The sequence below is a fragment of the uncultured Ruegeria sp. genome (assembly GCF_947504215.1).
In the GTDB taxonomy this organism is placed as follows: Bacteria; Pseudomonadota; Alphaproteobacteria; order Rhodobacterales; family Rhodobacteraceae; genus Ruegeria.
Map to the genome: position 1 here is coordinate 52147 of NZ_CANNGO010000013.1, position 19977 is coordinate 72123.

17 protein-coding genes are annotated in these 19977 nt (G+C 59.0%); 8 read left to right on the forward strand and 9 right to left on the reverse strand.

Translation table 11 applies throughout. The annotated features are described in order from the left end of the window. Positions 1 to 98: 98 nt before the first annotated feature. Positions 99 to 977: a DMT family transporter gene (locus tag Q1B21_RS18645; protein WP_299892005.1), complete on the forward strand. Its 879-nt coding sequence runs from the start codon at positions 99 to 101 to the stop codon at positions 975 to 977. 27 nt (positions 978 to 1004) lie between these two features. On the opposite strand, the gene Q1B21_RS18650 is transcribed toward Q1B21_RS18645, so the two are convergent. Further along, positions 1005 to 1808, reverse strand: coding sequence for an ABC transporter permease (locus Q1B21_RS18650; RefSeq protein WP_299892008.1), 804 nt, complete (start codon positions 1806 to 1808; stop codon positions 1005 to 1007). Positions 1809 to 1935: 127 nt separating this feature from the next. Here Q1B21_RS18650 and Q1B21_RS18655 point away from each other — a divergent pair, with 127 nt between their 5' ends. Genes Q1B21_RS18655 through Q1B21_RS18665 form a run of 3 tightly spaced genes read left to right on the forward strand, consistent with a single transcriptional unit; the run spans position 1936 to position 3906 of the window. Further along, positions 1936 to 2505, forward strand: coding sequence for a GcrA family cell cycle regulator (locus tag Q1B21_RS18655; RefSeq protein ID WP_010441710.1), 570 nt, complete (start codon positions 1936 to 1938; stop codon positions 2503 to 2505). 5 nt (positions 2506 to 2510) lie between these two features. Beyond that, positions 2511 to 3155 (forward strand): NUDIX hydrolase, encoded by a 645-nt coding sequence (locus Q1B21_RS18660; RefSeq protein WP_299892011.1) that lies wholly within the window; start codon positions 2511 to 2513, stop codon positions 3153 to 3155. Beyond that, positions 3100 to 3906, forward strand: coding sequence for a hypothetical protein (locus tag Q1B21_RS18665; protein ID WP_299892014.1), 807 nt, complete (start codon positions 3100 to 3102; stop codon positions 3904 to 3906). The genes Q1B21_RS18660 and Q1B21_RS18665 overlap by 56 nt, the downstream gene beginning before the upstream one ends. 2 nt (positions 3907 to 3908) lie before the next feature. On the opposite strand, the gene Q1B21_RS18670 is transcribed toward Q1B21_RS18665, so the two are convergent. Both Q1B21_RS18670 and Q1B21_RS18675 read right to left on the reverse strand, forming a co-directional pair. After that, complete coding sequence (locus Q1B21_RS18670) at positions 3909 to 4985, reverse strand: DUF2235 domain-containing protein (RefSeq protein ID WP_299892017.1); 1077 nt, start codon at positions 4983 to 4985, stop codon at positions 3909 to 3911. Then, positions 4963 to 7254 carry a xanthine dehydrogenase family protein molybdopterin-binding subunit gene (locus tag Q1B21_RS18675; protein ID WP_299892020.1) on the reverse strand — a complete coding sequence of 764 codons (2292 nt, stop codon included), beginning with the start codon at positions 7252 to 7254 and terminating at the stop codon, positions 4963 to 4965. The genes Q1B21_RS18670 and Q1B21_RS18675 overlap by 23 nt, the downstream gene beginning before the upstream one ends. A gap of 114 nt (positions 7255 to 7368) precedes the next feature. Here Q1B21_RS18675 and Q1B21_RS18680 point away from each other — a divergent pair, with 114 nt between their 5' ends. From Q1B21_RS18680 to Q1B21_RS18690, 3 genes are all read left to right on the forward strand, one after another. Then, entirely contained in the window at positions 7369 to 8097 is a 729-nt protein-coding gene (locus tag Q1B21_RS18680; protein ID WP_299082731.1) for a dienelactone hydrolase family protein, read from the forward strand. 81 nt (positions 8098 to 8178) lie between these two features. Then, entirely contained in the window at positions 8179 to 11274 is a 3096-nt protein-coding gene (locus tag Q1B21_RS18685) for a valine--tRNA ligase (RefSeq protein WP_299892024.1), read from the forward strand. A gap of 139 nt (positions 11275 to 11413) precedes the next feature. Further along, positions 11414 to 12577 (forward strand): benzoate/H(+) symporter BenE family transporter, encoded by a 1164-nt coding sequence (locus tag Q1B21_RS18690; protein WP_299892027.1) that lies wholly within the window; start codon positions 11414 to 11416, stop codon positions 12575 to 12577. Between the two features lie 106 nt (positions 12578 to 12683). Here Q1B21_RS18690 and Q1B21_RS18695 read toward each other — a convergent pair whose 3' ends face one another. The 3 genes from Q1B21_RS18695 to Q1B21_RS18705 all read right to left on the reverse strand — a co-directional run bounded on the left by Q1B21_RS18695 (position 12684) and on the right by Q1B21_RS18705 (position 14970). Further along, positions 12684 to 13055, reverse strand: coding sequence for a VOC family protein (locus Q1B21_RS18695; protein ID WP_299892030.1), 372 nt, complete (start codon positions 13053 to 13055; stop codon positions 12684 to 12686). After that, positions 13052 to 13834 carry a crotonase/enoyl-CoA hydratase family protein gene (locus Q1B21_RS18700; RefSeq protein WP_299892033.1) on the reverse strand — a complete coding sequence of 261 codons (783 nt, stop codon included), beginning with the start codon at positions 13832 to 13834 and terminating at the stop codon, positions 13052 to 13054. The genes Q1B21_RS18695 and Q1B21_RS18700 overlap by 4 nt, the downstream gene beginning before the upstream one ends. A gap of 65 nt (positions 13835 to 13899) precedes the next feature. Beyond that, positions 13900 to 14970, reverse strand: a complete 1071-nt coding sequence (locus Q1B21_RS18705; RefSeq protein WP_299892035.1) for an SMP-30/gluconolactonase/LRE family protein — start codon at positions 14968 to 14970, stop codon at positions 13900 to 13902. Between the two features lie 93 nt (positions 14971 to 15063). On the opposite strand from Q1B21_RS18705, the gene Q1B21_RS18710 reads away from it, so the two are divergent. Continuing rightward, complete coding sequence (locus Q1B21_RS18710) at positions 15064 to 16176, forward strand: pyridoxal phosphate-dependent aminotransferase (RefSeq protein WP_299892038.1); 1113 nt, start codon at positions 15064 to 15066, stop codon at positions 16174 to 16176. Positions 16177 to 16281: 105 nt separating this feature from the next. Here Q1B21_RS18710 and Q1B21_RS18715 read toward each other — a convergent pair whose 3' ends face one another. From Q1B21_RS18715 to edd, 3 genes are read right to left on the reverse strand one after another with little or no spacing between them, the layout of a single operon-like run. After that, a complete protein-coding gene (locus tag Q1B21_RS18715; protein ID WP_299892040.1) occupies positions 16282 to 17478 on the reverse strand; it encodes an aminotransferase class V-fold PLP-dependent enzyme in 1197 nt (398 codons plus the stop codon). A gap of 51 nt (positions 17479 to 17529) precedes the next feature. Beyond that, complete coding sequence (locus Q1B21_RS18720) at positions 17530 to 18165, reverse strand: bifunctional 4-hydroxy-2-oxoglutarate aldolase/2-dehydro-3-deoxy-phosphogluconate aldolase (RefSeq protein WP_299892043.1); 636 nt, start codon at positions 18163 to 18165, stop codon at positions 17530 to 17532. A gap of 5 nt (positions 18166 to 18170) precedes the next feature. Beyond that, positions 18171 to 19976 (reverse strand): phosphogluconate dehydratase, encoded by a 1806-nt coding sequence (edd, locus tag Q1B21_RS18725; RefSeq protein ID WP_299082748.1) that lies wholly within the window; start codon positions 19974 to 19976, stop codon positions 18171 to 18173. Position 19977 lies beyond the last annotated feature (1 nt).

Sequence of the window (19977 nt, forward strand, 5' to 3'; positions counted from 1 at the left end):
GAAACCCCGAATTTTGTTTAATGCAAATAAACGGCTGAGGCGTCGCGGCGCATGTTTTTCGGCTTGCCATTTGCAACGCACTGCCGCACCGCTTGCGCATGTTTGTTCCAAAAAGCCATAATCCGCCCCTTGCCGCATTGCTCATCTTTGTCGCCAGTGCGTTTCTGGCCAGCACCACGCTCTTGGCCAAAGCATTGGGAACGGACACATTAGGCCCGCCATTGCATCCGATGCAAATCAGCCATGGCCGTTTCATGTTCGCGTTTTTAATGATCCTCTGCGCGGTTGCGGTACTGCGCCCAACGCTACGGCGCCCACATTGGGGGCTGCATATCGGGAGGACAAGTTTTGGCTGGCTGGGCATTACGCTGATTTTTGCCTCGGTTGCGTTCATTCCGATGGCGGATGCCACAGCGATCTCCTTTCTGAACCCGGTTTTTGCGATGCTACTGGCTATCCCGCTGCTGAAAGAGGGGGTTGGCCCTTGGCGATGGCTGGCCGCAGCCGTGGCCCTAGCCGGTGCGCTTATCTTGCTGAGGCCGACACCAGACAGCTTTCAGCCCGCGGCGCTGCTAGCGCTGACGGCTGCGGTGGTGATTGGGATGGAGCTGATTTTTATCAAAAAGCTGTCGGGCCGGGAAATTCCGATCCAGATCCTGCTGGTCAATAACGCGATGGGGTTGGCTATTGCCACCGTCGCAGTGAGTTTCGTGTTTCAGATGCCGACCCTCGCTCAATGGGCAGCGCTGGCGGGTATCGGGGTGCTGATGGCCTGCGCGCAGGCCTGTTTCGTCAACGGCATGGCGCGAGCAGATGCGTCCTTTGTCGCACCGATCAGCTATGCAACGCTGATCTTTGCGGCGCTTTATGATTTTGTTATTTTCAGCGTAATACCCGATGTCATTAGCATCGTGGGGTCAGCGATTATTCTGACCGGCGGCCTGATCCTCGTTTGGCGTGAGGCCCGCATCAGATAGCGGACGGTTGGCCAGGTCCGAAAGCGTCTAGGCCTTGAGCCGGCAGCCAGTGCGCAGCATCTGCCACGTGACAGCGCATACAAAAATGGTGGCACCGCTGCAGACTGCAAACCCCAGCAAAGGTGCGCTGTCAGAAACACCGATCATTCCATAGCGCAATCCGTCGATCAGATAGAAAACCGGGTTTGCGTGGCTGATCCGGTTCAACAGCGGCGGCAGGGCCTCGACCGAGTAAAACGTGCCGGAGAGGAAGGCCAAGGGGGTGACGATGAAATTGGTGATCGCTGCCATCTGGTCAAACTTGTTGGCAAAGATTCCTGCAAATAGCCCAAGCGCGCCCATGAACGCACCGCCCAAAATGACAAAGATCAGCGCGATCAAGGGGTGTTGCGGCACCAATCCAAGAACCAACGCCAAAGCGATGGCCACAACGCAGGCGATCAGCACTCCGCGCACAACACCACCCGCCAGATAGCCCAACAGGATTTCGAGTGGCGACAGAGGTGGCATCAGCGTGTCAACGATGTTGCCCTGAACCTTAGCAATCACCATGGACGACGACGTGTTGGCGAAGGCGTTCTGGATCACGGTCATCATCATGATGCCCGGGGCCAGAAAGATCAGGAATGGCACACCCATCACATCGGGTCGGCTGGGCCCGATGGCAATATTGAAAATCAACAGGAACAAACCGGCCGTCACCAAAGGCGCCATCAGGGTCTGAGTCCAAACCGACAGAAAACGCAGTGTTTCGCGCTGAGCCAGCGTATAGAGACCCATCCAGTTGACCGCGCCGAACCGACGCTCTGACTGATCGGTGAGAATCTGCATCTTCTGCCCCCAAACTGATTCGAAGACTGCTTGTAACTCGGGCCGCAGTGTTTAGAATAGGGGGCTGAGACGAATTCCGAAGGCGGCCCGAATCCGGGGCCGCTTTCCCGCTTTTGAAAGGCAACCGATGTCCTGGACTGACGAGCGCGTAGAACTGCTGAAGAAAATGTGGGGCGAGGGCCAGTCGGCCAGCCAGATCGCCAAGGAACTGGGCGGTGTGACCCGCAATGCGGTGATCGGCAAAGTGCACCGTCTGGGCCTGTCGAACCGGGCCACCGGCGCAAGCCCGGCCAAGGCCGAGCCGAAAGAGAAACCGGCGCCCGCACCCAAAGCCGAGGCGAAACCAAAGCCTGCGCCCAAGACCGAACCGGCGCGGCCTGCCCCGGCGCCCGAAGCGAAACCGGCCATTCCCGCCCGCCGCCAGATCATTCCGGCCGGTCAACCCCTGCCGCCACAGCCCTCGGCCAACGAAATCAGCCCCGAAGCCTTAGCCAAGGTTAATGAGATCGAGAAAAAGGCCAAGAAGCTGACGCTGATGGAACTGACCGAGAAAACCTGCAAGTGGCCTGTCGGTGACCCGGCGACCGAGGATTTCTGGTTCTGCGGCCTGCCCGTTGAGGCCGGCAAGCCCTATTGCGAGGCGCATGTGGGCGTTGCCTTCCAACCGATGAGCTCTCGCCGCGACCGGCGGCGCTAAGGCCGATGCGCCAGGATCCGACAGCGATGGAGGATACCTGGCTGGCCCGGGCAAAACGATTGCTAGCGCTGGCCGAGACCGGCCAGCATTTCACCAAAGACCCGTTTGATCGCGAACGCTATGACGAGATTGCCCAGATGGCACTTGCCATGCTGGCAGATTTAGGCCGTGTGCCCCTATCGCGGATCGACGGGCTGATTTACGAACACGCGGGTGGCTATGCCACGCCCAGCATCGATATTCGCGGCGCGTTGATCAAGGATGGGCGTATCTTGCTGGTGCGCGAGCGGAGCGACGGGAAGTGGGCAATGCCGGGCGGATTCGCAGATATCGGCAGCTCTCCAGCAGAAAACATTGAACGCGAAGTTTGGGAAGAGGCCGGGCTGCGTGTCCGAGCGCGACACCTATACGCGCTGCGGCATAAGGCGCGGCATCCCTACCCGGCAGATGCGCGGGATTTCTACAAGCTGTTCTTTCTATGTGACGAAGTGGGCGCAAATGTTCCGCAGACCGGGACAGAAACAAGCGAAGTTGCGTTTTTTGCACTCGACGCGTTGCCGGACTTATCACTAACGCGAAACTTGGCGCGTGATATTGAAGCTGCGCTCGAAGCGCAGCGATCAGTACCAGTTGAAACCTGCTTTGATTGATCGCCTGCTGAAACCGAAAGTGTTGTTCTGCACCTATGCAGTTTTGATCTTCGCGGCCTATATGCAGCCGCTGGATCAATCGTTGTTCACCCCTAATCTGGTTGGGAATACCCCTCCACCTTTTTTCGTTGGATTGTATCTTGCAACTTGGGTCGCACCGAGCCTGCCCGCGCTTATTGCCCTCCTGACCCAAGTTGGGTTGCGTCAGATTCCGTCGGTTTTCGCAAAGTTGTTCACTTTTCTATTGGTTGCCGCTGGCCTCTGTTTGACGCTTGCTGCTGGAGTCTTTTCACTGTTTTCGGACACGCAGATATTGCATGGCCTAACCCTGACCATTGCCGTCGCCTCCAGCATACTTATTTGGTCAGGGGACGATGGAAAGCCCCGGCCTTCACGTGTGGCGAAACTCGGGATATCGGTGTCGACAATCGCCGCGCTCTGGAGCCTTATGACCGTTCCGATGATCCTAGGCCAGGCACGTTTTATTGCCGATGGATCGCCATACTGCATTGCCCATCATTCGCGGAATTCCCCGGTCGAAACACTGCACGAACTGCGTGGATTCTCATTTTATACTGAGAAGACCGGTTACAAATCCACGTCGGAATGGTTCTTTCACGGTCTGATGATTGTCGATCACCTCGAAGGTCAGAAGATCTACAACTGGTCTCCCAGAAGATGGCGGTTCGATCTAGTAGCTCGCCCGAACTTACTATTCGAACCTGTCAGTAACGTCTGCGTTCCAAATTGATTCTACTGCGCCGGGTGCGACGGTAGATCCGGCATTGGGACCCAACGGGGCAATTCATCGGGTGAGACCGAAACATGCAGCTTTTCTGAACGGTCCCGACCCATTTTTCGGTGTTTGCGCAGCAGGAAAATCTTGCCCCAGCCCCGCCAAGTTCCAACGGAAGGTGCGGCTGCCGAGGTTGGAAAGCGGTCGCGCCAGCCTTCGGGCAGCGGAAGGCCATGCCGTTCCGCCTTGTCCAGCATCCAGATCAGGGAAATGTTGCTGAGCGGGCGGGCGTTTTCGAACCCGTTCAGTTGCCCACCGACATCGCCATGGGTCCCACGAAACCAGACCTGTTCGACATGGCCCTGGAAATCCGGCGTACAAGTCCAAAGCACTGGCTCGTAAACCTCGCGGGTCTCATCCAGCGCCATGGCGTGATATCCGTGACGCGTCGCAGGGCCCAGTTGGTGGTTGTGAAAGGCATGGCGTCCCTCGGCCCAACGCCACAGCAGCGGTAGGCGAAGGCCAAGCGCTTTGACCGTATCCCAGACACCAACCATCTCGATCGCCACATCCTCATGGCAGAACCGACGACGGAATTCGGCAGCCGCCGCGCTGCCCGTGTTGCATTCATAGTGCCGGTAAGCCTGCTTGATGTTGCGTTCTGTCGCGTGGTCAGCCTTGAGCAAACCAATCATGTCGATGACGCCAGCCAAACTACGAACACCATAAGCCCCACGAGAATAGCCGAAGAAGTAAATCCGGTCGCCGGGTTTGTAGCGGGAGGCCAGATAGCCATAGGCGCGGCGGATCTGTCGGTTGATTCCCCGCCCCATCATTACGTCGAGCGAGGATTTCCAGCTTTCCCACTGCACCCCGGACTCGTAGAAAACCGAAACCTTGCTGCCCATCTCACAACTCAGCCGCAGGGTTTGACCGGCATGTGTTTCAAAGCCGGGTTCGAGCGTCGACATCGTGCCATCTAGGATGATCACATGGCTGACCGGTTCGCGATGCCGCGTCTCGGGTGAGTGCTCGGACCGCAGCGGTCGCCCAAGCCATCCCAGAACCTTTCTACTTAGCCGAGACAGAACCATTATTCAGCAATTCCCATACTTTGTCTGGTGTAAAAGGCATGTCCGCCTGTCGCACCCCATAATCCCAGAGCGCATCCTGAACCGCATTTGCCACCGCAGCCAACGCACCGACGGTCCCGGCTTCACCACAGCCTTTCATTCCCATCGGATTCGAGGTCGACGGAACCGGTGCCGAGGTAAACTTAATCATGGGTACGTCGGCAGCGCGGGGCAAGGCGTAATCCATGAACGAAGCCGTGAGCAGTTGTCCATCTGCATCATGCACAACCCGTTCCTGCAAGGCCTGACCGATGCCCTGAACCACCCCGCCATGGACCTGCCCTTCGGCCAGCATTGGATTGATAAGATTGCCAAAATCATCCACGACGATATATCGATCCACTGCCACCTCACCGGTGTAAGAATCAATCACGACTTCGGCAACATGTGCCCCGTTCGGATAGCTGCGCGCATCCAGGTTCGCGCGCGCCTCGTGCTGCAGCAGGTCGGTACGGCCATCGGCGCGCGCCATATCGGCGGCTTCGGTCAAGGTGGGCGTCAGGTTTGATCCAGACGCGCGAAAGGTCTCATGGTCGAAGGTCATATCATTTTCCTCGACCCCCATCTTATCCGCAAGGTAGGGCATGAATGCGGCAATCATTTTGTCGATTGTCACTAGCGTCGCAGTACTTTGAACCGTCACCGAACGGGATCCACCCGTACCGCCCCCATGTGTCAGCCGATCACTGTCGCCCTGCACGATGGTGATCCGATCGACGGGTATGCCGGTCTGGTCGGACAGGAACTGGGCATAGACCGTTTCATGGCCCTGCCCGTTCGATTGTGTCCCGACACACAGGTTCACCGTTCCATCCTCACAAAACTCCACTTTGGCGTTTTCAGAAGGGTCTCCCAAAATACTTTCGATATAGTAACACAGGCCCTGCCCGCGGATCAGGCCACGCTCGGCGTCTTCGGCTTTGCGGGCCTGGAACCCTTGTGTCTGATCCCCAGCAAGGCCAAGAACCATGTCAAAGTCACCCACATCGTAGGTTTCGTCTGTCGCCGTTTTGTAAGGGAAGGCATCGGGTCTGATGAAATTCTTACGCCGCAACTTCCATTGATCGACATCCAGTTCGCGCGCCGCCCGGTCAATCACGCGTTCCAGGACATAGATCGCCTCGGGCCGACCCGCGCCCCGATAGGCATCGACCTGTGTGGTGTTGGTGTAAATCCCTTCAACGCGCAAATAGGTGGTCTGGACGTCGTAAACACCCATCAGAACCTTGCTGAACAGGTTGGTCTGGATCGCCTGCCCAAAATGGCTGTTGTATGCGCCCAAGTTGCATTTGCTGTGAACCCGGTAGGCCGTGATCTTGTGGTCTTCGTCAAACGCCAGCTCGGCTAGCGAGGTCAGATCGCGACCATGATGGTCGGACATCATCGCCTCGGACCGATCCGACATCCAGTGAACGGGTTGGCCGAGTTTCATCGCTGCAACGGCGACCGAGAAGTATTCGGGATACGGCATCACCTTCATGCCAAACCCGCCGCCAACATCAGGGGTCGTGACCCGGATGTCTTCGAGATCAATCCCCAGCTTCTGGGACAGCTGCGCCCGCATCGCCCAGACACCTTGCCCGCCGTAGGCAAAGTGCAGTCGCCCATCTGCCCAATTGGCCTGACAGCCACGCGGTTCGATCGAGTTGATGATCACCCGGTTGTCCAACACGTTCAGCGCCACGGTATGGGCAGCCGATTGAAATGCTGCCTCGGTCGCAGCCTCATCACCCATGCCCCAGTCAAAGGCGCGATTATCGGGAGCCTCGCGATGCAAAGGTTCCCCGCCTGCTGCCAGATCGAGTTTGGCGGGCAGGTCTTGTGTGTCCATCCAGATCTGTTCCACCGCATCCTGCGCCTGAACTTGCGTTTCAGCGATCACCACGGCCACAGGTTCGCCCACGAACCGAACACGTTTGTCGGCCAGCATATGGCGATCGGGGGCCGCCGCTTTTGTTCCGTCGCGGTTGTCTACAATAGCGGCATTCAAAACCGTATCGATGCCGGCCTCAACCAGATCCTCCAGCGTCATGACTAGCCGCACACCATCTGCAGCACGTGCGGCATCGAGATCCAGAGAGGTGATTTCGCCATGAGCCACTGTGCTGCGAAAAAAGGCTGCGAACAGAGCATTTTCCGGCACATCGTCATCCATATAGTGGCCTTGCCCGGTCAGAAACCGTTGATCTTCGGTCCGTTTTACAGGTTGGCTTTTGCCGAATTTCTCCACGGGGCATCCCTTCTGCACGATCTTTGGGCGAGCCTAGCCCGCGCGATTGGGATGTCCAGACGCAGGCTGGGAAATTCGTTTCCCTAAGCATCCAGTTGGGCTAGCCTGAACCCTATGACCTGGACACATGATACCGTTTTCCCGTTCACCGCCCCCCTGACCACGGGGATTGAAACCACCCATGACGTTTACGTTGGCGGCGAAGGTCCCCCCATCATGATCCTGCAGGAATTGCCGGGGATCGGCACCGAGACGCTTGAACTTGCGCAGCGACTGAATGCGTCCGGTTTTCGGGTGTATCTGCCACATCTGTTTGGCACCTTTGGCAAAACAGAAACCGCAAAGAACTTTGCCCGCCTGTTTTGCGTCCGGCGTGAGATCAATATGTTTCTGAAAGGTCGCGAAAGCCCGATATCAGGATGGATGCGGGCGCTGACCCGCGACATCCGAGATCGCGAAGGCAGCAAGGGTGTGGGCGTTATCGGCATGTGTCTGACGGGCAGTTTCGCCCTGACCCTGATGGCCGAGGATGCGGTGCTGGGTGGCGTGGCCAGCCAGCCTGCCTTGCCGCTACTAGGCGGTGACAAGCTGCATATGAGCAAACATGACATCGGTGAAGCCTCATCAGGCATGACCGCGAAAGGTCCCGCTCTGGCCATGCGATATGCTGAAGATAAGATGTCGCCTCAGCGGTTGATGCATGCTCTGGAAAACGCGTTTGGTGGGCTGGTGCAAACGGTCGAATTCCCTGGAAAGGGTCATTCCCTGTTGACGCTGCATTTCCACGAACCGGCCTATCAGAAGGTCGACACGTATTTCAAAGCGCGCTTTGGGATGACCTGAGCGCATAGTCGCCCTTCCCCTTCCCGCAACCATTCGCTATTGCAGGCGCTGACCCGAATTTGTTGACGCAGGACGCATCCTATGGCGATGGAAAAGACATTCAACGCGGCTGACGCCGAGGCCCGTATCTATAAGGCCTGGGAACAGGCTGGAGCCTTCAAGGCAGGCGCGAACCGCTCACGCGACGAAAGCTTTACCATCATGATCCCGCCGCCCAATGTGACGGGCGCATTGCATGTGGGGCACGCGTTCAACAACACGCTTCAGGATGTTCTCATCCGCTGGCACCGGATGCGCGGGTTCGACACGCTGTGGCAGCCCGGTCAGGACCATGCAGGCATCGCCACGCAGATGCAGGTGGAAAAGATGCTGGCGGCGCAAGGCAACGAAGGCCGGCGGGAACTTGGGCGCGAGAAATTCCTTGAGAAAGTCTGGGAATGGAAAGGCGAATACGGCGGCACGATCATCGAACAGCTCAAGCGTCTGGGCGCCAGCTGCGACTGGTCGCGCAACGCCTTTACCATGGCGGGCGCGCCGGGTGACCCGCGCACAGGCCACGAGAACTCGGCGAACTTCCATGACGCGGTCATTAAAGTCTTCGTGGAGATGTACGAAAAAGGCCTGATCTATCGTGGCAAACGGCTGGTCAATTGGGACCCGCATTTCGAAACCGCGATCTCGGACCTTGAGGTCGAGAATATCGAAGTCGCCGGGCATATGTGGCACTTCAAGTACCCCTTGGCGGGTGGTGAGACATATGAGTATTTGGAAAAAGATGAAGATGGGAATGTGATTTTCCGTGAAGAACGGGATTACATCTCCATAGCAACGACACGCCCCGAAACCATGTTGGGTGACGGCGCGGTTGCGGTTCATCCGTCAGATGAACGTTATGCGCCAATCATCGGGAAAATGTGTGAAATTCCGGTTGGTCCCAAAGAGCATCGCCGTCAGATTCCGATCATCACGGATGACTATCCCGACCCCGATTTTGGTTCGGGCGCGGTGAAGATCACCGGCGCGCATGACTTCAACGACAACATGGTCGCCAAGCGCGGCGGTATTCCGATGTACCGCCTGATGGACACACGCGGCGCGATGCGGGCCGACGGTGCCCCCTATGCCGAAGAGGCGGGCAAAGCGCAGGAATACGCACGCGGCAAAGCGTTCACCGAGAATGAGATCGACGCCGTCAACCTGATCCCCGATCACCTGCGCGGGCTGGACAGGTTCGAGGCACGGGCAAAGGTGGTCGAAGAGATTACCGCAGATGGCCTGGCGGTGATGACCCGCGCCGACAATCCGGTTCTGGGCACCAAACTGGGCGAGCATGACGATCCGGCGGCTTTGGTCCCGCTGGTCGAGAGCAAGCCGATCATGCAGCCCTTCGGCGACCGCTCGAAAGTCGTGATCGAGCCGATGTTCACCGACCAGTGGTTTGTCGACGCCGCCAAGGTCGTCGGCCCCGCGCTAGATGCGGTCAAGGACGGCACGGTCAAGATCATCCCCGAGTCGGGCGAGAAGACCTATTACCACTGGCTGGAAAACATCGAACCCTGGTGCATCTCGCGCCAGCTGTGGTGGGGGCATCAGATTCCGGTTTGGTATGGGCCGGGAGTTGTCGACGCTACTCCTGACTATGTCGAATACACGACTGCCAAGCTTTCCGAACTCTCCTACGAACCGGACGCCGTTGTTGCCTTCTGCGCCCCCTCCTTTGAGGAAGCTGAGAAAGCCGCGATGGAGTATTACCGCTCCAATGGGATAGGTGGCGACGAACTCGATAATGGCGTTGAGGTCGAAAATAGAGCAGCCTCGGAAGGCCTTGATGATGTCACACTTATTGGTCTTTGGCGCGATCCCGACGTCCTCGACACCTGGTTCTCGTCCGGCCTCTGGCCCATCGGCACGCTGGGCTGGCCCGAGCAGACCGAGGAATTGGAACGCTACTTCCCCACGGATGTTCTGATCACCGGCTTCGACATCCTGTTCTTCTGGGTCGCCCGGATGATGATGATGCAACTGGCCGTGGTTGATCAAATCCCGTTCCACACCGTCTACCTGCACCAGCTCGTCCGCGATGAGAAGGGCAAGAAGATGTCAAAGACCACCGGCAACGTCATCGACCCGCTGGAGATCGTGGACGAATTCGGTGCCGACGCGCTGCGCTTTACCAACGCCTCGATGGCGGCGGTTGGCGGCGTGCTGAAACTGTCCAAAGAGCGGATCACCGGCTATCGCAACTTCGGCACCAAGCTGTGGAACGCCGTCCGCTTTGCCGAGATGAACGAGGTCTTCACCGACGCCGTTCCGCAGTTGGACGTCACCGATCTGAAGCCCAAGGCCGCAGTGAACCGCTGGATCATCGGCGAAACTGCCCGCGTGCGGGAAGAAGTCGACGCTGCATTGGAAAGCTATCGCTTCAACGACGCGGCGAACGGGCTTTACGCCTTTGTCTGGGGCAAGGTCTGCGACTGGTATGTGGAGCTGTCCAAGCCACTGCTGCAAGGCGATGATGCCGAGGCACAGGCCGAGACCCGCGCCACCATGCGCTGGGTTCTGGATCAGTGCATGGTGTTGCTGCACCCGATCATGCCCTTCGTCACCGAAGAACTCTGGGGCCTGACCGGCATCCGTGCCAAGATGGTCGTTCACGCCGACTGGCCGACTTACACGGCCGCCGACCTGATCGACACCGACGCAGATCGTGAAATGAACTGGGTGATCTCAGTGATCGAAAACACCCGCTCGGCCCGCGCGCAGATGCGGGTTCCCGCTGGCCTCTATGTGCCGATGCTGGTGACCGAGATCGACGGCAATGGCCAAGCCGCTTGGGACCGCAACGAAGCGCTGATCAAACGACTGGCGCGGATCGATAGTCTGACAAAAGCAGATGAGTTGCCCAAAGGCACCATTTCGATCGCCGCCCCCGGCGCATCCTTCGGCCTGCCGCTGGCGGATATCATCGATATCGGTACCGAAAAGGAACGGCTGGAGAAAGCCAAGGGCAAGCTGGCTAAGGAACTCGGCGGTCTGCGCGGTCGTCTGAACAACCCGAAATTCGTGGCTTCGGCCCCGGAAGAGGTTGTGGCGGAAGCCAAAGCCAACCTCGCCGCGCGCGAAGAGGAAGAGGCAAAGCTGAACGAAGCGCTGGCCCGTCTGGCTGAAATCGCCTGATCTTCATCTTTTTCCAAGTACTCAAATTCCAAACCCTGCCGCTTTTGCTGGCGGGGTTTTCTGTTCCCCTGACGCTTTTGACCTTGTTTCTGACAGCTTGCGATTGTTAGCAAGTGCGGGTGGCAGTTTCGAGGGCGTGATGGCGCAGACCTTTCCTCCGATGCAAACCGTCTCAACCGGGCTGGTAGTGGCGGTTGTGGGCTTTTTCAGTTCCTTCCCCATTGTGCTGCAGGGGTTGGGCGCGATGGGTGCGTCACCGTCCGAAGCCGCCTCGGGCCTGATGAGTGCGGCCATTGCCATGGGTCTGGCAGCCGTCGTTCTAAGCCTTTGGTACAAGCTGCCGATCAGCGTGGCGTGGTCGACACCCGGTGTTGCCCTGTTGGCCGTCTCAGCGGCGCCAGCCGAGGGGTTCTCGGGCGCCATCGGAGCCTTCCTGTGTGCCGGTGCGCTGACAGTCATGGCCGGGCTGTGGAAGCCGTTGGGGCGGCTGGCCGCGGCAATCCCCACGACGCTGGCGCAGGCGATGCTGGCCGGGGTGCTGATGCCTCTTTGCATTCTACCTTTCAAAGCAGCGGTTGAGATACCCTGGCAGGCGATGCCTGTGATCCTGACATGGTTCATTGCCGGACGGTTCAATCGACTATTTGCGGTTCCCGCTGCGGTCATCGCGGCAGCAATAGTTGTTATTGTCAACGCAGGGGACGCAACGATCATGCCCGAGCGTCTGGTGGCGGCCCCGATCTGGACACCCCCGACATTCACACTGTCCTCGGCCATCGGGATCGGCGTGCCGCTGTTTATCGTTACGATGGCAACTCAGAACATCCCCGGCATCGCCGTCATGCGCAGCTTTGGCTATGCGCCGGTCACAGGCAGTCTGTTTTCAGCCGTCGGCGGAGCCAGCCTTTTATCGGCTCCGTTCGGCGCACCCGCCACCTGCCTTGCCGCGATCACCGCTGCGATGTGCTCCAATGAAGACAGCCATCCTGACCCTGCCCTGCGCTATTGGTCCGCGATCATGGGCGGAGTGTTCTACTGCCTGTTCGGAGTCTTTGCCGTGGCGATCACAGGCTTTGCCGCCCATGCCGACCCGCTGTTGATGGGAACACTGGCAGGGGTTGCGCTGATCGGTGTGTTGGCCAATTCGATCTTTGCGGCGCTTGAAGTTCCAGCGGAGCGCGAAGCCGCGATGCTGACCTTTGCGATCACCGCCTCGGGGATCACGGTGTTTGGTCTGGGGGCAGCGGTCTGGGGTCTGCTGGCCGGTGGAATTGCCTATTTGGTATCGAACCGGGTGCGGTAGTCGACTTTAGCGTTGCCCTGAACAGCCCACTCCAACCGGAAGAGCGCAGTAAAGTTCTTGAGATGCAGATTGGTACTATACTCGGGGTGTGGCGGATCTTACTGCGTTATTCGCGAGGCACAAACGCCCGGCTAGAAACAGAAACTGAATTTCCGGACGGGTCTTTTGCGTTTGCGAACTGATAGCTGTCTGCCTGGTGAATTGCCCCGAACGTCAAACCTTTCTGCAAGGCTTGAGCACAAAACGCCGGGACATCCGCCACGTCGAACACCAGCTTAACGACAGCCTGACCTTCGCGCGCGCCTCTGCCTGCCGGGTGCAACAGAAGATGCGCCCCGCTCGATCCGGGCTTCAACTCGATGATCCGGTCACCTTCTATCTGGCACGCTGTGTATCCAAAGTGAGTTTCGTAAAAGCGCACCATCTGATCGATACGCTTTGTGTACAAAATTAGCCGCGTGAGGGGCGGTGAATTCATTTGAACTCGGGCGTGCGGCCCTGCATCTGCGCCATCACGACCTCCATCTGATCCGGCTTACCGATTAGTTCCACCTGCTCGGCGGATTCGGCTAGTAGAACTTCGGCGCGCGGTTCAGTTTCAGCAATGTCGATCAGCCGCTTGGCGGCCCGGATGGCCGAGGGACTTTGGTTCGCAATGCTTTCGGCCAGAGCCAATGCTTCGGTTTGCGGGTCATCCGAAAGCTTGGTGACCAATCCCCAGTCTGCGGCCTGCTGTGCACCGATCGGGCGCGCCGTGTAGGTCAACAGGCGCAGCACGTCAGAGCGGACAAGGTGTGGCAGCAGAAGCATCCCACCCATATCCGGGATAATGCCCCATTTCATCTCCATCACCGCCAGTTTGCTGTCCGGATGGGCGATGCGAATATCAGCGCCCAGCGCGATTTGCAGCCCACCGCCGTAAGCCACCCCCTTAATGGCACAGATCACCGGAACCGGGACGCGCCGCCAGACCAGCGCAAGCTCCTGCATTTCGTTGGCATCTTCGTGGCTGCGCGCCATCAGCCATTCGGTCGGGTCCTTGTGGGCCATGGACGCAAAGCTGGCCATGTCCAGCCCGGCACAAAAGCTTTTGCCTTCGCCCGATAACACCACCGCGCGGGCGTCCGAGGCGGCAACCTCTTGCCCGGCGGACAGGATCGCTTTGATCATGGCATCATCCAGCGCGTTCATCTTGTCACCACGGGTCAGTGTGACGTGGGCAATGTGGTCTTTGTATTCGACAGATACGCGCGCCATGCGGGCCTCCCAAAGCTTGTTTGTGCAATCATGCCCCAAAAGACGGGCTTGGTTCTACTGCGACGTCAGGGCATCTGGGCCACAGGCATTCGTCCGAACCAAGGCGAATCCAGCGTCATCACATAGAACTGGTCCCCGGCGATCTTGCCGCCGGTCGTAATGCCCAACCGACCATCGGGATCTTGCAATGTCTGAAGGATGGTCCCGTCCCCGTCGAATTGCACCATCATTCCACGATGGATAGCGGCTGGCCGGACCGTCGGCCCCAGCCGCCAAATGATTTTGCGCAGAAACGGGTACGGCATCAACGCCTCGGCTGGCACACGTGGGCTGGCAAAGGCCATCCAATACGTACCATCGCCCTGAGCTTCGATATTGTCCGGATAGCCTGGCAGATTGTCGAGCAGGACCTCTTGCTGACCCGCCTTTGGACCATTGAGCCAAAGCTTATGGACACGTGCCCGGCCAGTTTCGGCGATCAACAGAAAGTCCTCTTCCGGCGACAGCGCGACACCGTTCGTATAGACAAACCCTTCGGCGATCTTTTCTGTGGTTCCATCGGGGCTATGTTTTGCGACATAGCCGGCGTTTGATTGCTCCCAAATTGTCATGACAGACGTGGGTTTTGTCCCGCCCATGGTTTCGGGATCGAACCGGTCGGATGAGTTCGAGAAATAGACCGTCCCATCCTGTGCCACGTCCAGTTGATTCGCATAGATGACCGGGGCGCCGTTGATATCCGAGACCACGGGTTCCAGCGTGCCCGGACCGCTCCAGAGCATCAGGCCCCGAAAGCTGTCGGCGATATACAGCGCACCGTCAGGGCCGGGTTTCAAGCCCAGTGGTCGCCCGCCCAATTGATCGATTTCAACCGGTTCTGCGCCGTCAATGCGGTAAAGGACGCCGGACAGGCTGGTGGTGTAGATGCTGCCATCTGGCAGGACAGCGATATCTTCCGGGCCGATTTCTCCGCCCGGCAAAGAGATTAGGTCCAGCCGATCCAGAGCATTGTTCTCAGCGAAATCGCCAGTGAAACCTTGCGTTTCGGGCGGCTCGTACGCGATTGGTTCAACAGGGATGGGCCAGAACAACAGATAGGCAAGGCCGATGAGAATGAGACCGATGAAATAGCGCATGAAATCCTCTTTGCTTAATTGCCTGCACACTGGCGGCGAATGTCCGGGGGTGCAAGGCTTGCCCCGCCGCCCGCCTTGCGATTAGGTGCGCGCATGACTGGTCCCCGATACACCCCGCTTGCCCAATCCCTTCCCGCAACCGTCCCTTTCGTGGGTCCTGAAACGCAGGAACGCCTGCGCGGCGCGCGCTTTGATGCGCGGCTTGGCGCCAACGAAAGTGTTTTTGGCCCATCCCCACGGGCGATCGAAGCGATGCAACAGGCAGCAGGTGAGATCTGGATGTATGGTGACCCGGAGAATCACGATCTACGCCATGCCCTGGCGGATCATCACGAGGTCACGCCCGACCACATCGTGGTGGGCGAAGGGATCGATGGATTGCTGGGGTATCTGGTGCGTCTGGTCGTGGGTCCGGGGGATCCGGTCGTAACCTCGGACGGTGCTTACCCGACCTTCAACTATCACGTCGCAGGATTTGGCGGGATTTTGCACAAGGTTCCCTATTCCGATGACCAAGAGGACCCCACTGCGCTGATTGCCAAAGCCGCTGAGGTTGGCGCCAAACTGGTTTACCTAGCAAATCCGGACAACCCCATGGGCAGCTGGCATCGCGGGGCGGACATCGTGGCGGCGTTGGACGCTTTGCCCGAGGGCTGCCTGATGGTGCTGGACGAAGCCTATCTAGAATGCGCCCCGGACGGCACTGCGGCACCGGTCGCTGCGGATGATCTGCGCGTGATCCGAATGCGCACCTTTTCAAAAGGTTACGGTATGGCGGGTGCTCGGGTCGGTTATGCCCTTGGCGCGCCGAGCTTGATTTCGGCTTTCAATAAGGTGCGCAATCATTTCGGAATGAACCGCGCGGCACAGACAGGTGCGTTGGCGGCATTGCGCGATCAGACCTGGCTGGCCGACGTGCAGCAGAAGATCGGCCAGGCGCGTAGGCGGATTGGTAAGATTGCCGAGGAGAACGGGTTACAGCCTTTGCCTTCGGCCACCAATTTCGTTGCCATCGACTGTGGACGAGATGGGGTGTTTGCCAAGGCTGTTTTAGATGCGCTGGTCGCGCAGGGCGTCTTTGTGCGAATGCCGTTTGCGGCCCCTCAAAACCGCTGCATTCGGGTGAGCTGTGGCACTGAGGCGGATTTGGATGCTTTTGCAGCTGCGCTGCCGGTGGCGCTGTCCGTGGCCGCTGGCAACGCCTGAGTAATGACGGTTAAGGGGGCTGTCTGCCCCCTCTTGGCCTTAAGGCCAATTCACCCCCGAGGATATTTGTAGCCAGATGAAGCGGGGGCGGGTCTTTACTTGCCGCTAGATTTGTCCCGCCAACACGGCCGCAGCGGCATCCAGTGCGCCTGAGCCCCGTGGGATGTTCAGTGCAGCCATGGCCGTTTCAACGCCGCCCAGCATGGCCATAGTCATCTGCCCGTTTACATGGCCCATATGGCCCAGGCGGAAACACCCTTCGGCATCCGCCATACCAAGGCCGATCCCCAACGTTAGACCCAACTGATTTTCAGTGAAGGCGCGCAGGGGGGTCCCGCGTTCTTCGGTCAGACGCAGGGATGTGACAGCATGGCTGCGATATTCGCGGTCAGTGACATTGAGCTGCAATGCCCCCTCGCCAGACCAGATTTCGCAAGCTGTCCAGACCGCTGCGGCCAGATGTTCGTGTCGGGACCAGACATTCTCGATCCCTTCTGCACCGATCATATCCAATGCGGCGCGTAGCCCGTACAAGTGGTGGGTCGGAGCGGTTCCATTGAAATACTGGTAGAACAGTTCGGGATTGGCGCGCGGCTGCCAGTCCCAATATTGCGACACGCGCGGCATCGCCGCCCGTTTGGCCTGCGCCTTATCGTTGAAAAAGACAAATCCGACACCGGGCGGGGTCATCAACCCCTTCTGGCAGGCTGTGACCATAACATCGACGCCCCAGGCGTCCATTTCGAACCGCTCGCAACCCAGCGAGGCAATGCAATCGGCCATCAAAAGCGCAGGATGATCCAGATCATCCAGCAGAGCACGCAACGCGGGAATGTTGTTACGGATTGAACTGGATGTGTCCACATGCACCGCAAGCACGGCTTTGATCTGGCGGTGTGTGTCGGCCCGAAGCGCCTCGGCGATGCGGCCAAAATCCCACGGGGAAGCGGTACCAAAATCCAGTATCTCGACCTCGGCGCCGATGCCTTTGGCCATCTCGGCCCAACCATGGGTGAAGCGGCCCGAGGCCGGGGCCAGAACGGTTTCACCGGGGGCGATCACGTTGGATAGCGCGGCCTCCCACGTGCCGTGACCGTTGGCAATGTAGATCGCCACATCACACTGCGTGCGGGCAACCTGACGCAGATCTGCGGTCAGGGCGGGCATCATCTCGATCAATGCGCCATCATAGATGTTGGGGGACGGGCGGTGCATCGCCTGCAAGACGGCGTCGGGCATGACCGAGGGCCCGGGAATGGCCAGATACTCGCGCCCCTGCGCGAGAGTGGTTTTGTTTGTCATGAGGTCAACCTGTTTGAATTGAGCCCTACCCTAGCGTCGCTAAAGGCGGCGTCAATCCGTCAGCTTTGACGCCTCACGCGCCAGCGATTCTATACCCGCCCAGTCACCACCTTCGACCATCTGTTTGGGCGCGACCCAACTGCCCCCGGCGCAAACCACGTTCGACAAGGTCAGATAGTCGCGCGCGTTCGATGGTGACACGCCACCGGTTGGGCAGAATCTGATCTGCGGCAGCGGTGCGCCAATCGCTTTCAGCGCGGGCGCGCCACCTGAAGCTTCGGCTGGGAAAAATTTCAGCATGTCGTAGCCAAGTTCGAGCAGGCGCATGGCTTCGCTGGCGGTAGCAGCGCCCGGCAGCAAGGGCAAGCCTTCAGCCTCACAGGCCGCAATCAGCGCGTCTGTGGCACCGGGCGAGACGCCAAACTGAGCGCCTGCCTCTTTGGCGGCACGGACATCTTCGGGCGTGATCAGCGTGCCTGCGCCAACAACTCCCCCCGGAACCTGCGACATCGCGCGAATAGCGTCGAGCGCAGCGGGTGTGCGCAGCGTAACTTCAAGCGCTGGCAGGCCACCGGCGACCAATGCCTCGGCTAGCGGACGCGCTTGGGATGCATCATCGACCACAAGGACCGGAACGATAGGTGCAAGGGCACAGATTTCGCGAGTGCGTTGGGTTTTGTCAGACATGAGGCTCAGGCTCCGAATATGCTGGCACCGTTATCGGCCGAGCCGACGGCGTTGCGGAAAGGGGTGAACAGGTCTCGCCCGATGCCGTGCTGATTTGCCGACAGATCGGCGGTCGCAGGAGCGCGGTCCAAAGCCCCTTCGGTGAGGATTTCAAGCTCGCCGTTCACGGCATCAACACGCAACAGATCACCGTCTTGTAGATAGGCGATCGGCCCCCCATCCAAAGCCTCGGGACAGACATGGATCGCGGCAGGAACCTTGCCGGACGCGCCCGACATGCGGCCATCGGTGACCAGAGCCACCTTTTGCCCCCTGCCCTGAAGAATCGACAGGATCGGTGTCAACGAATGCAGCTCGGGCATGCCGTTGGCCTTGGGGCCCTGGAACCGGACGACTACGATTACATCATCGGTGAATTCTCCGGCCTTGAACGCGGCCTTGACTTCAACTTGATCGTGGAAGACGCGAACAGGTGCTTCGACAACCTGATGTTCAGGGGCGACGGCCGAGACTTTCATCACACCAGTTCCCAGATTGCCGGTCAGGCGCGACAGGCCTCCGGTTGGCTGGAACGGGTCTTTGGCCGGGCGGATAATCTTTTCATTCAGGCTGTGACCTGCGCCATCCTGCCAGACCAATTCACCTTCGATCAGCTTGGGTTCTTGGGTGTAATTGTGCAGGCCCTGCCCGGCGACCGTCAGCGTGTCGGGATGCAGCAAGCCATCTTCGAGAAGCGTTCCGATTGTGTACCCCAGCCCACCTGCTGCATGAAAATGGTTCACGTCGGCCAGACCATTGGGATAAACCCGCGCCACCAGCGGTACGACCGCTGAAATGTCGGAAAAATCCTGCCAATCCAGCACGATACCACCTGCCCGCGCCATAGCGATGAGATGGATGAGCAAATTGGTTGAACCGCCCGTAGCCATCAAGCCCACGATACCGTTTACAAAGGCACGTTCATCCAGGACTTGGTAAACTGGGGTATAACTGTTGCCCAGCGCGCTGAGGGACAATGCACGGCGAGCGCCTTCCTCGGTCAGCGCATCGCGCAGGGGCGTGTTGGGATTGATGAAGCTGGAGCCCGGCAGGTGCAGACCCATAAACTCCATCAGCATCTGGTTGGTGTTGGCAGTGCCGTAGAACGTACAGGTGCCAGGGCCGTGATAAGCGGCCATTTCCGCGGCCATCAATTCCTCTCGGCCGATCTCACCTGCCGCAAATTTTTGGCGGATCTTGGCCTTTTCATCGTTTGGCAGTCCGCTGGTCATCGGGCCAGCGGGCAGGAAAACGGCAGGCAGATGACCAAAGGCTTGAGCGCCGATCACCAGTCCGGGCACGATTTTGTCGCAGACACCGAGGAACACGGCAGCATCATAGGTGTTGTGACTAAGTGCGACACCAGTGGCCAGAGCGATCACATCGCGCGAGAACAGGGAAAGCTCCATCCCCGCCTCGCCCTGCGTGACGCCATCGCACATGGCGGGCACACCGCCTGCGACCTGCGCTGTGCCTCCGGCGGCCCGAATCGCATCGCGGATCAGACCGGGGTAGCGTTCGAACGGCTGATGTGCCGAGAGCATATCGTTATAGGCCGTTACAATGCCCAGATTTCCTGCAGTGCCGGTGGCCATCGACTGCTGATCTTCGCCCGCGCCAGCATAGGCATGGGCCTGACCACTGCAGGACAGATGCGCGCGCGCAGGGCCTTTTGACTTGGCCTGTTCCATCCGCTCCAGATGCGGACCGCGTGAGGGCCCGCTGCGGTCGATAATCCTCTGGGTGACGTCGGTAATGACTGAATGAACCATG

Bases quoted from the DNA above. Each gene is read 5' to 3' on its own strand.
- Q1B21_RS18660 (WP_299892011.1), top strand. From the start codon at position 2,511: ATGCGCCAGGATCCGACAGCGATGGAGGATACCTGGCTGGCCCGGGCA.
- Q1B21_RS18710 (WP_299892038.1), top strand. From the start codon at position 15,064: ATGACTGGTCCCCGATACACCCCGCTTGCCCAATCCCTTCCCGCAACC.
- Q1B21_RS18645 (WP_299892005.1), top strand. From the start codon at position 99: ATGTTTGTTCCAAAAAGCCATAATCCGCCCCTTGCCGCATTGCTCATC.
- Q1B21_RS18670 (WP_299892017.1), bottom strand. From the start codon at position 4,985: ATGGTTCTGTCTCGGCTAAGTAGAAAGGTTCTGGGATGGCTTGGGCGA.
- edd (WP_299082748.1), bottom strand. From the start codon at position 19,976: ATGGTTCATTCAGTCATTACCGACGTCACCCAGAGGATTATCGACCGC.
- Q1B21_RS18650 (WP_299892008.1), bottom strand. From the start codon at position 1,808: ATGCAGATTCTCACCGATCAGTCAGAGCGTCGGTTCGGCGCGGTCAAC.
- Q1B21_RS18680 (WP_299082731.1), top strand. From the start codon at position 7,369: ATGACCTGGACACATGATACCGTTTTCCCGTTCACCGCCCCCCTGACC.
- Q1B21_RS18695 (WP_299892030.1), bottom strand. From the start codon at position 13,055: ATGAATTCACCGCCCCTCACGCGGCTAATTTTGTACACAAAGCGTATC.
- Q1B21_RS18720 (WP_299892043.1), bottom strand. From the start codon at position 18,165: ATGTCTGACAAAACCCAACGCACTCGCGAAATCTGTGCCCTTGCACCT.
- Q1B21_RS18705 (WP_299892035.1), bottom strand. From the start codon at position 14,970: ATGCGCTATTTCATCGGTCTCATTCTCATCGGCCTTGCCTATCTGTTG.
- Q1B21_RS18715 (WP_299892040.1), bottom strand. From the start codon at position 17,478: ATGACAAACAAAACCACTCTCGCGCAGGGGCGCGAGTATCTGGCCATT.
- Q1B21_RS18690 (WP_299892027.1), top strand. From the start codon at position 11,414: ATGGCGCAGACCTTTCCTCCGATGCAAACCGTCTCAACCGGGCTGGTA.
- Q1B21_RS18685 (WP_299892024.1), top strand. From the start codon at position 8,179: ATGGCGATGGAAAAGACATTCAACGCGGCTGACGCCGAGGCCCGTATC.
- Q1B21_RS18655 (WP_010441710.1), top strand. From the start codon at position 1,936: ATGTCCTGGACTGACGAGCGCGTAGAACTGCTGAAGAAAATGTGGGGC.
- Q1B21_RS18700 (WP_299892033.1), bottom strand. From the start codon at position 13,834: ATGGCGCGCGTATCTGTCGAATACAAAGACCACATTGCCCACGTCACA.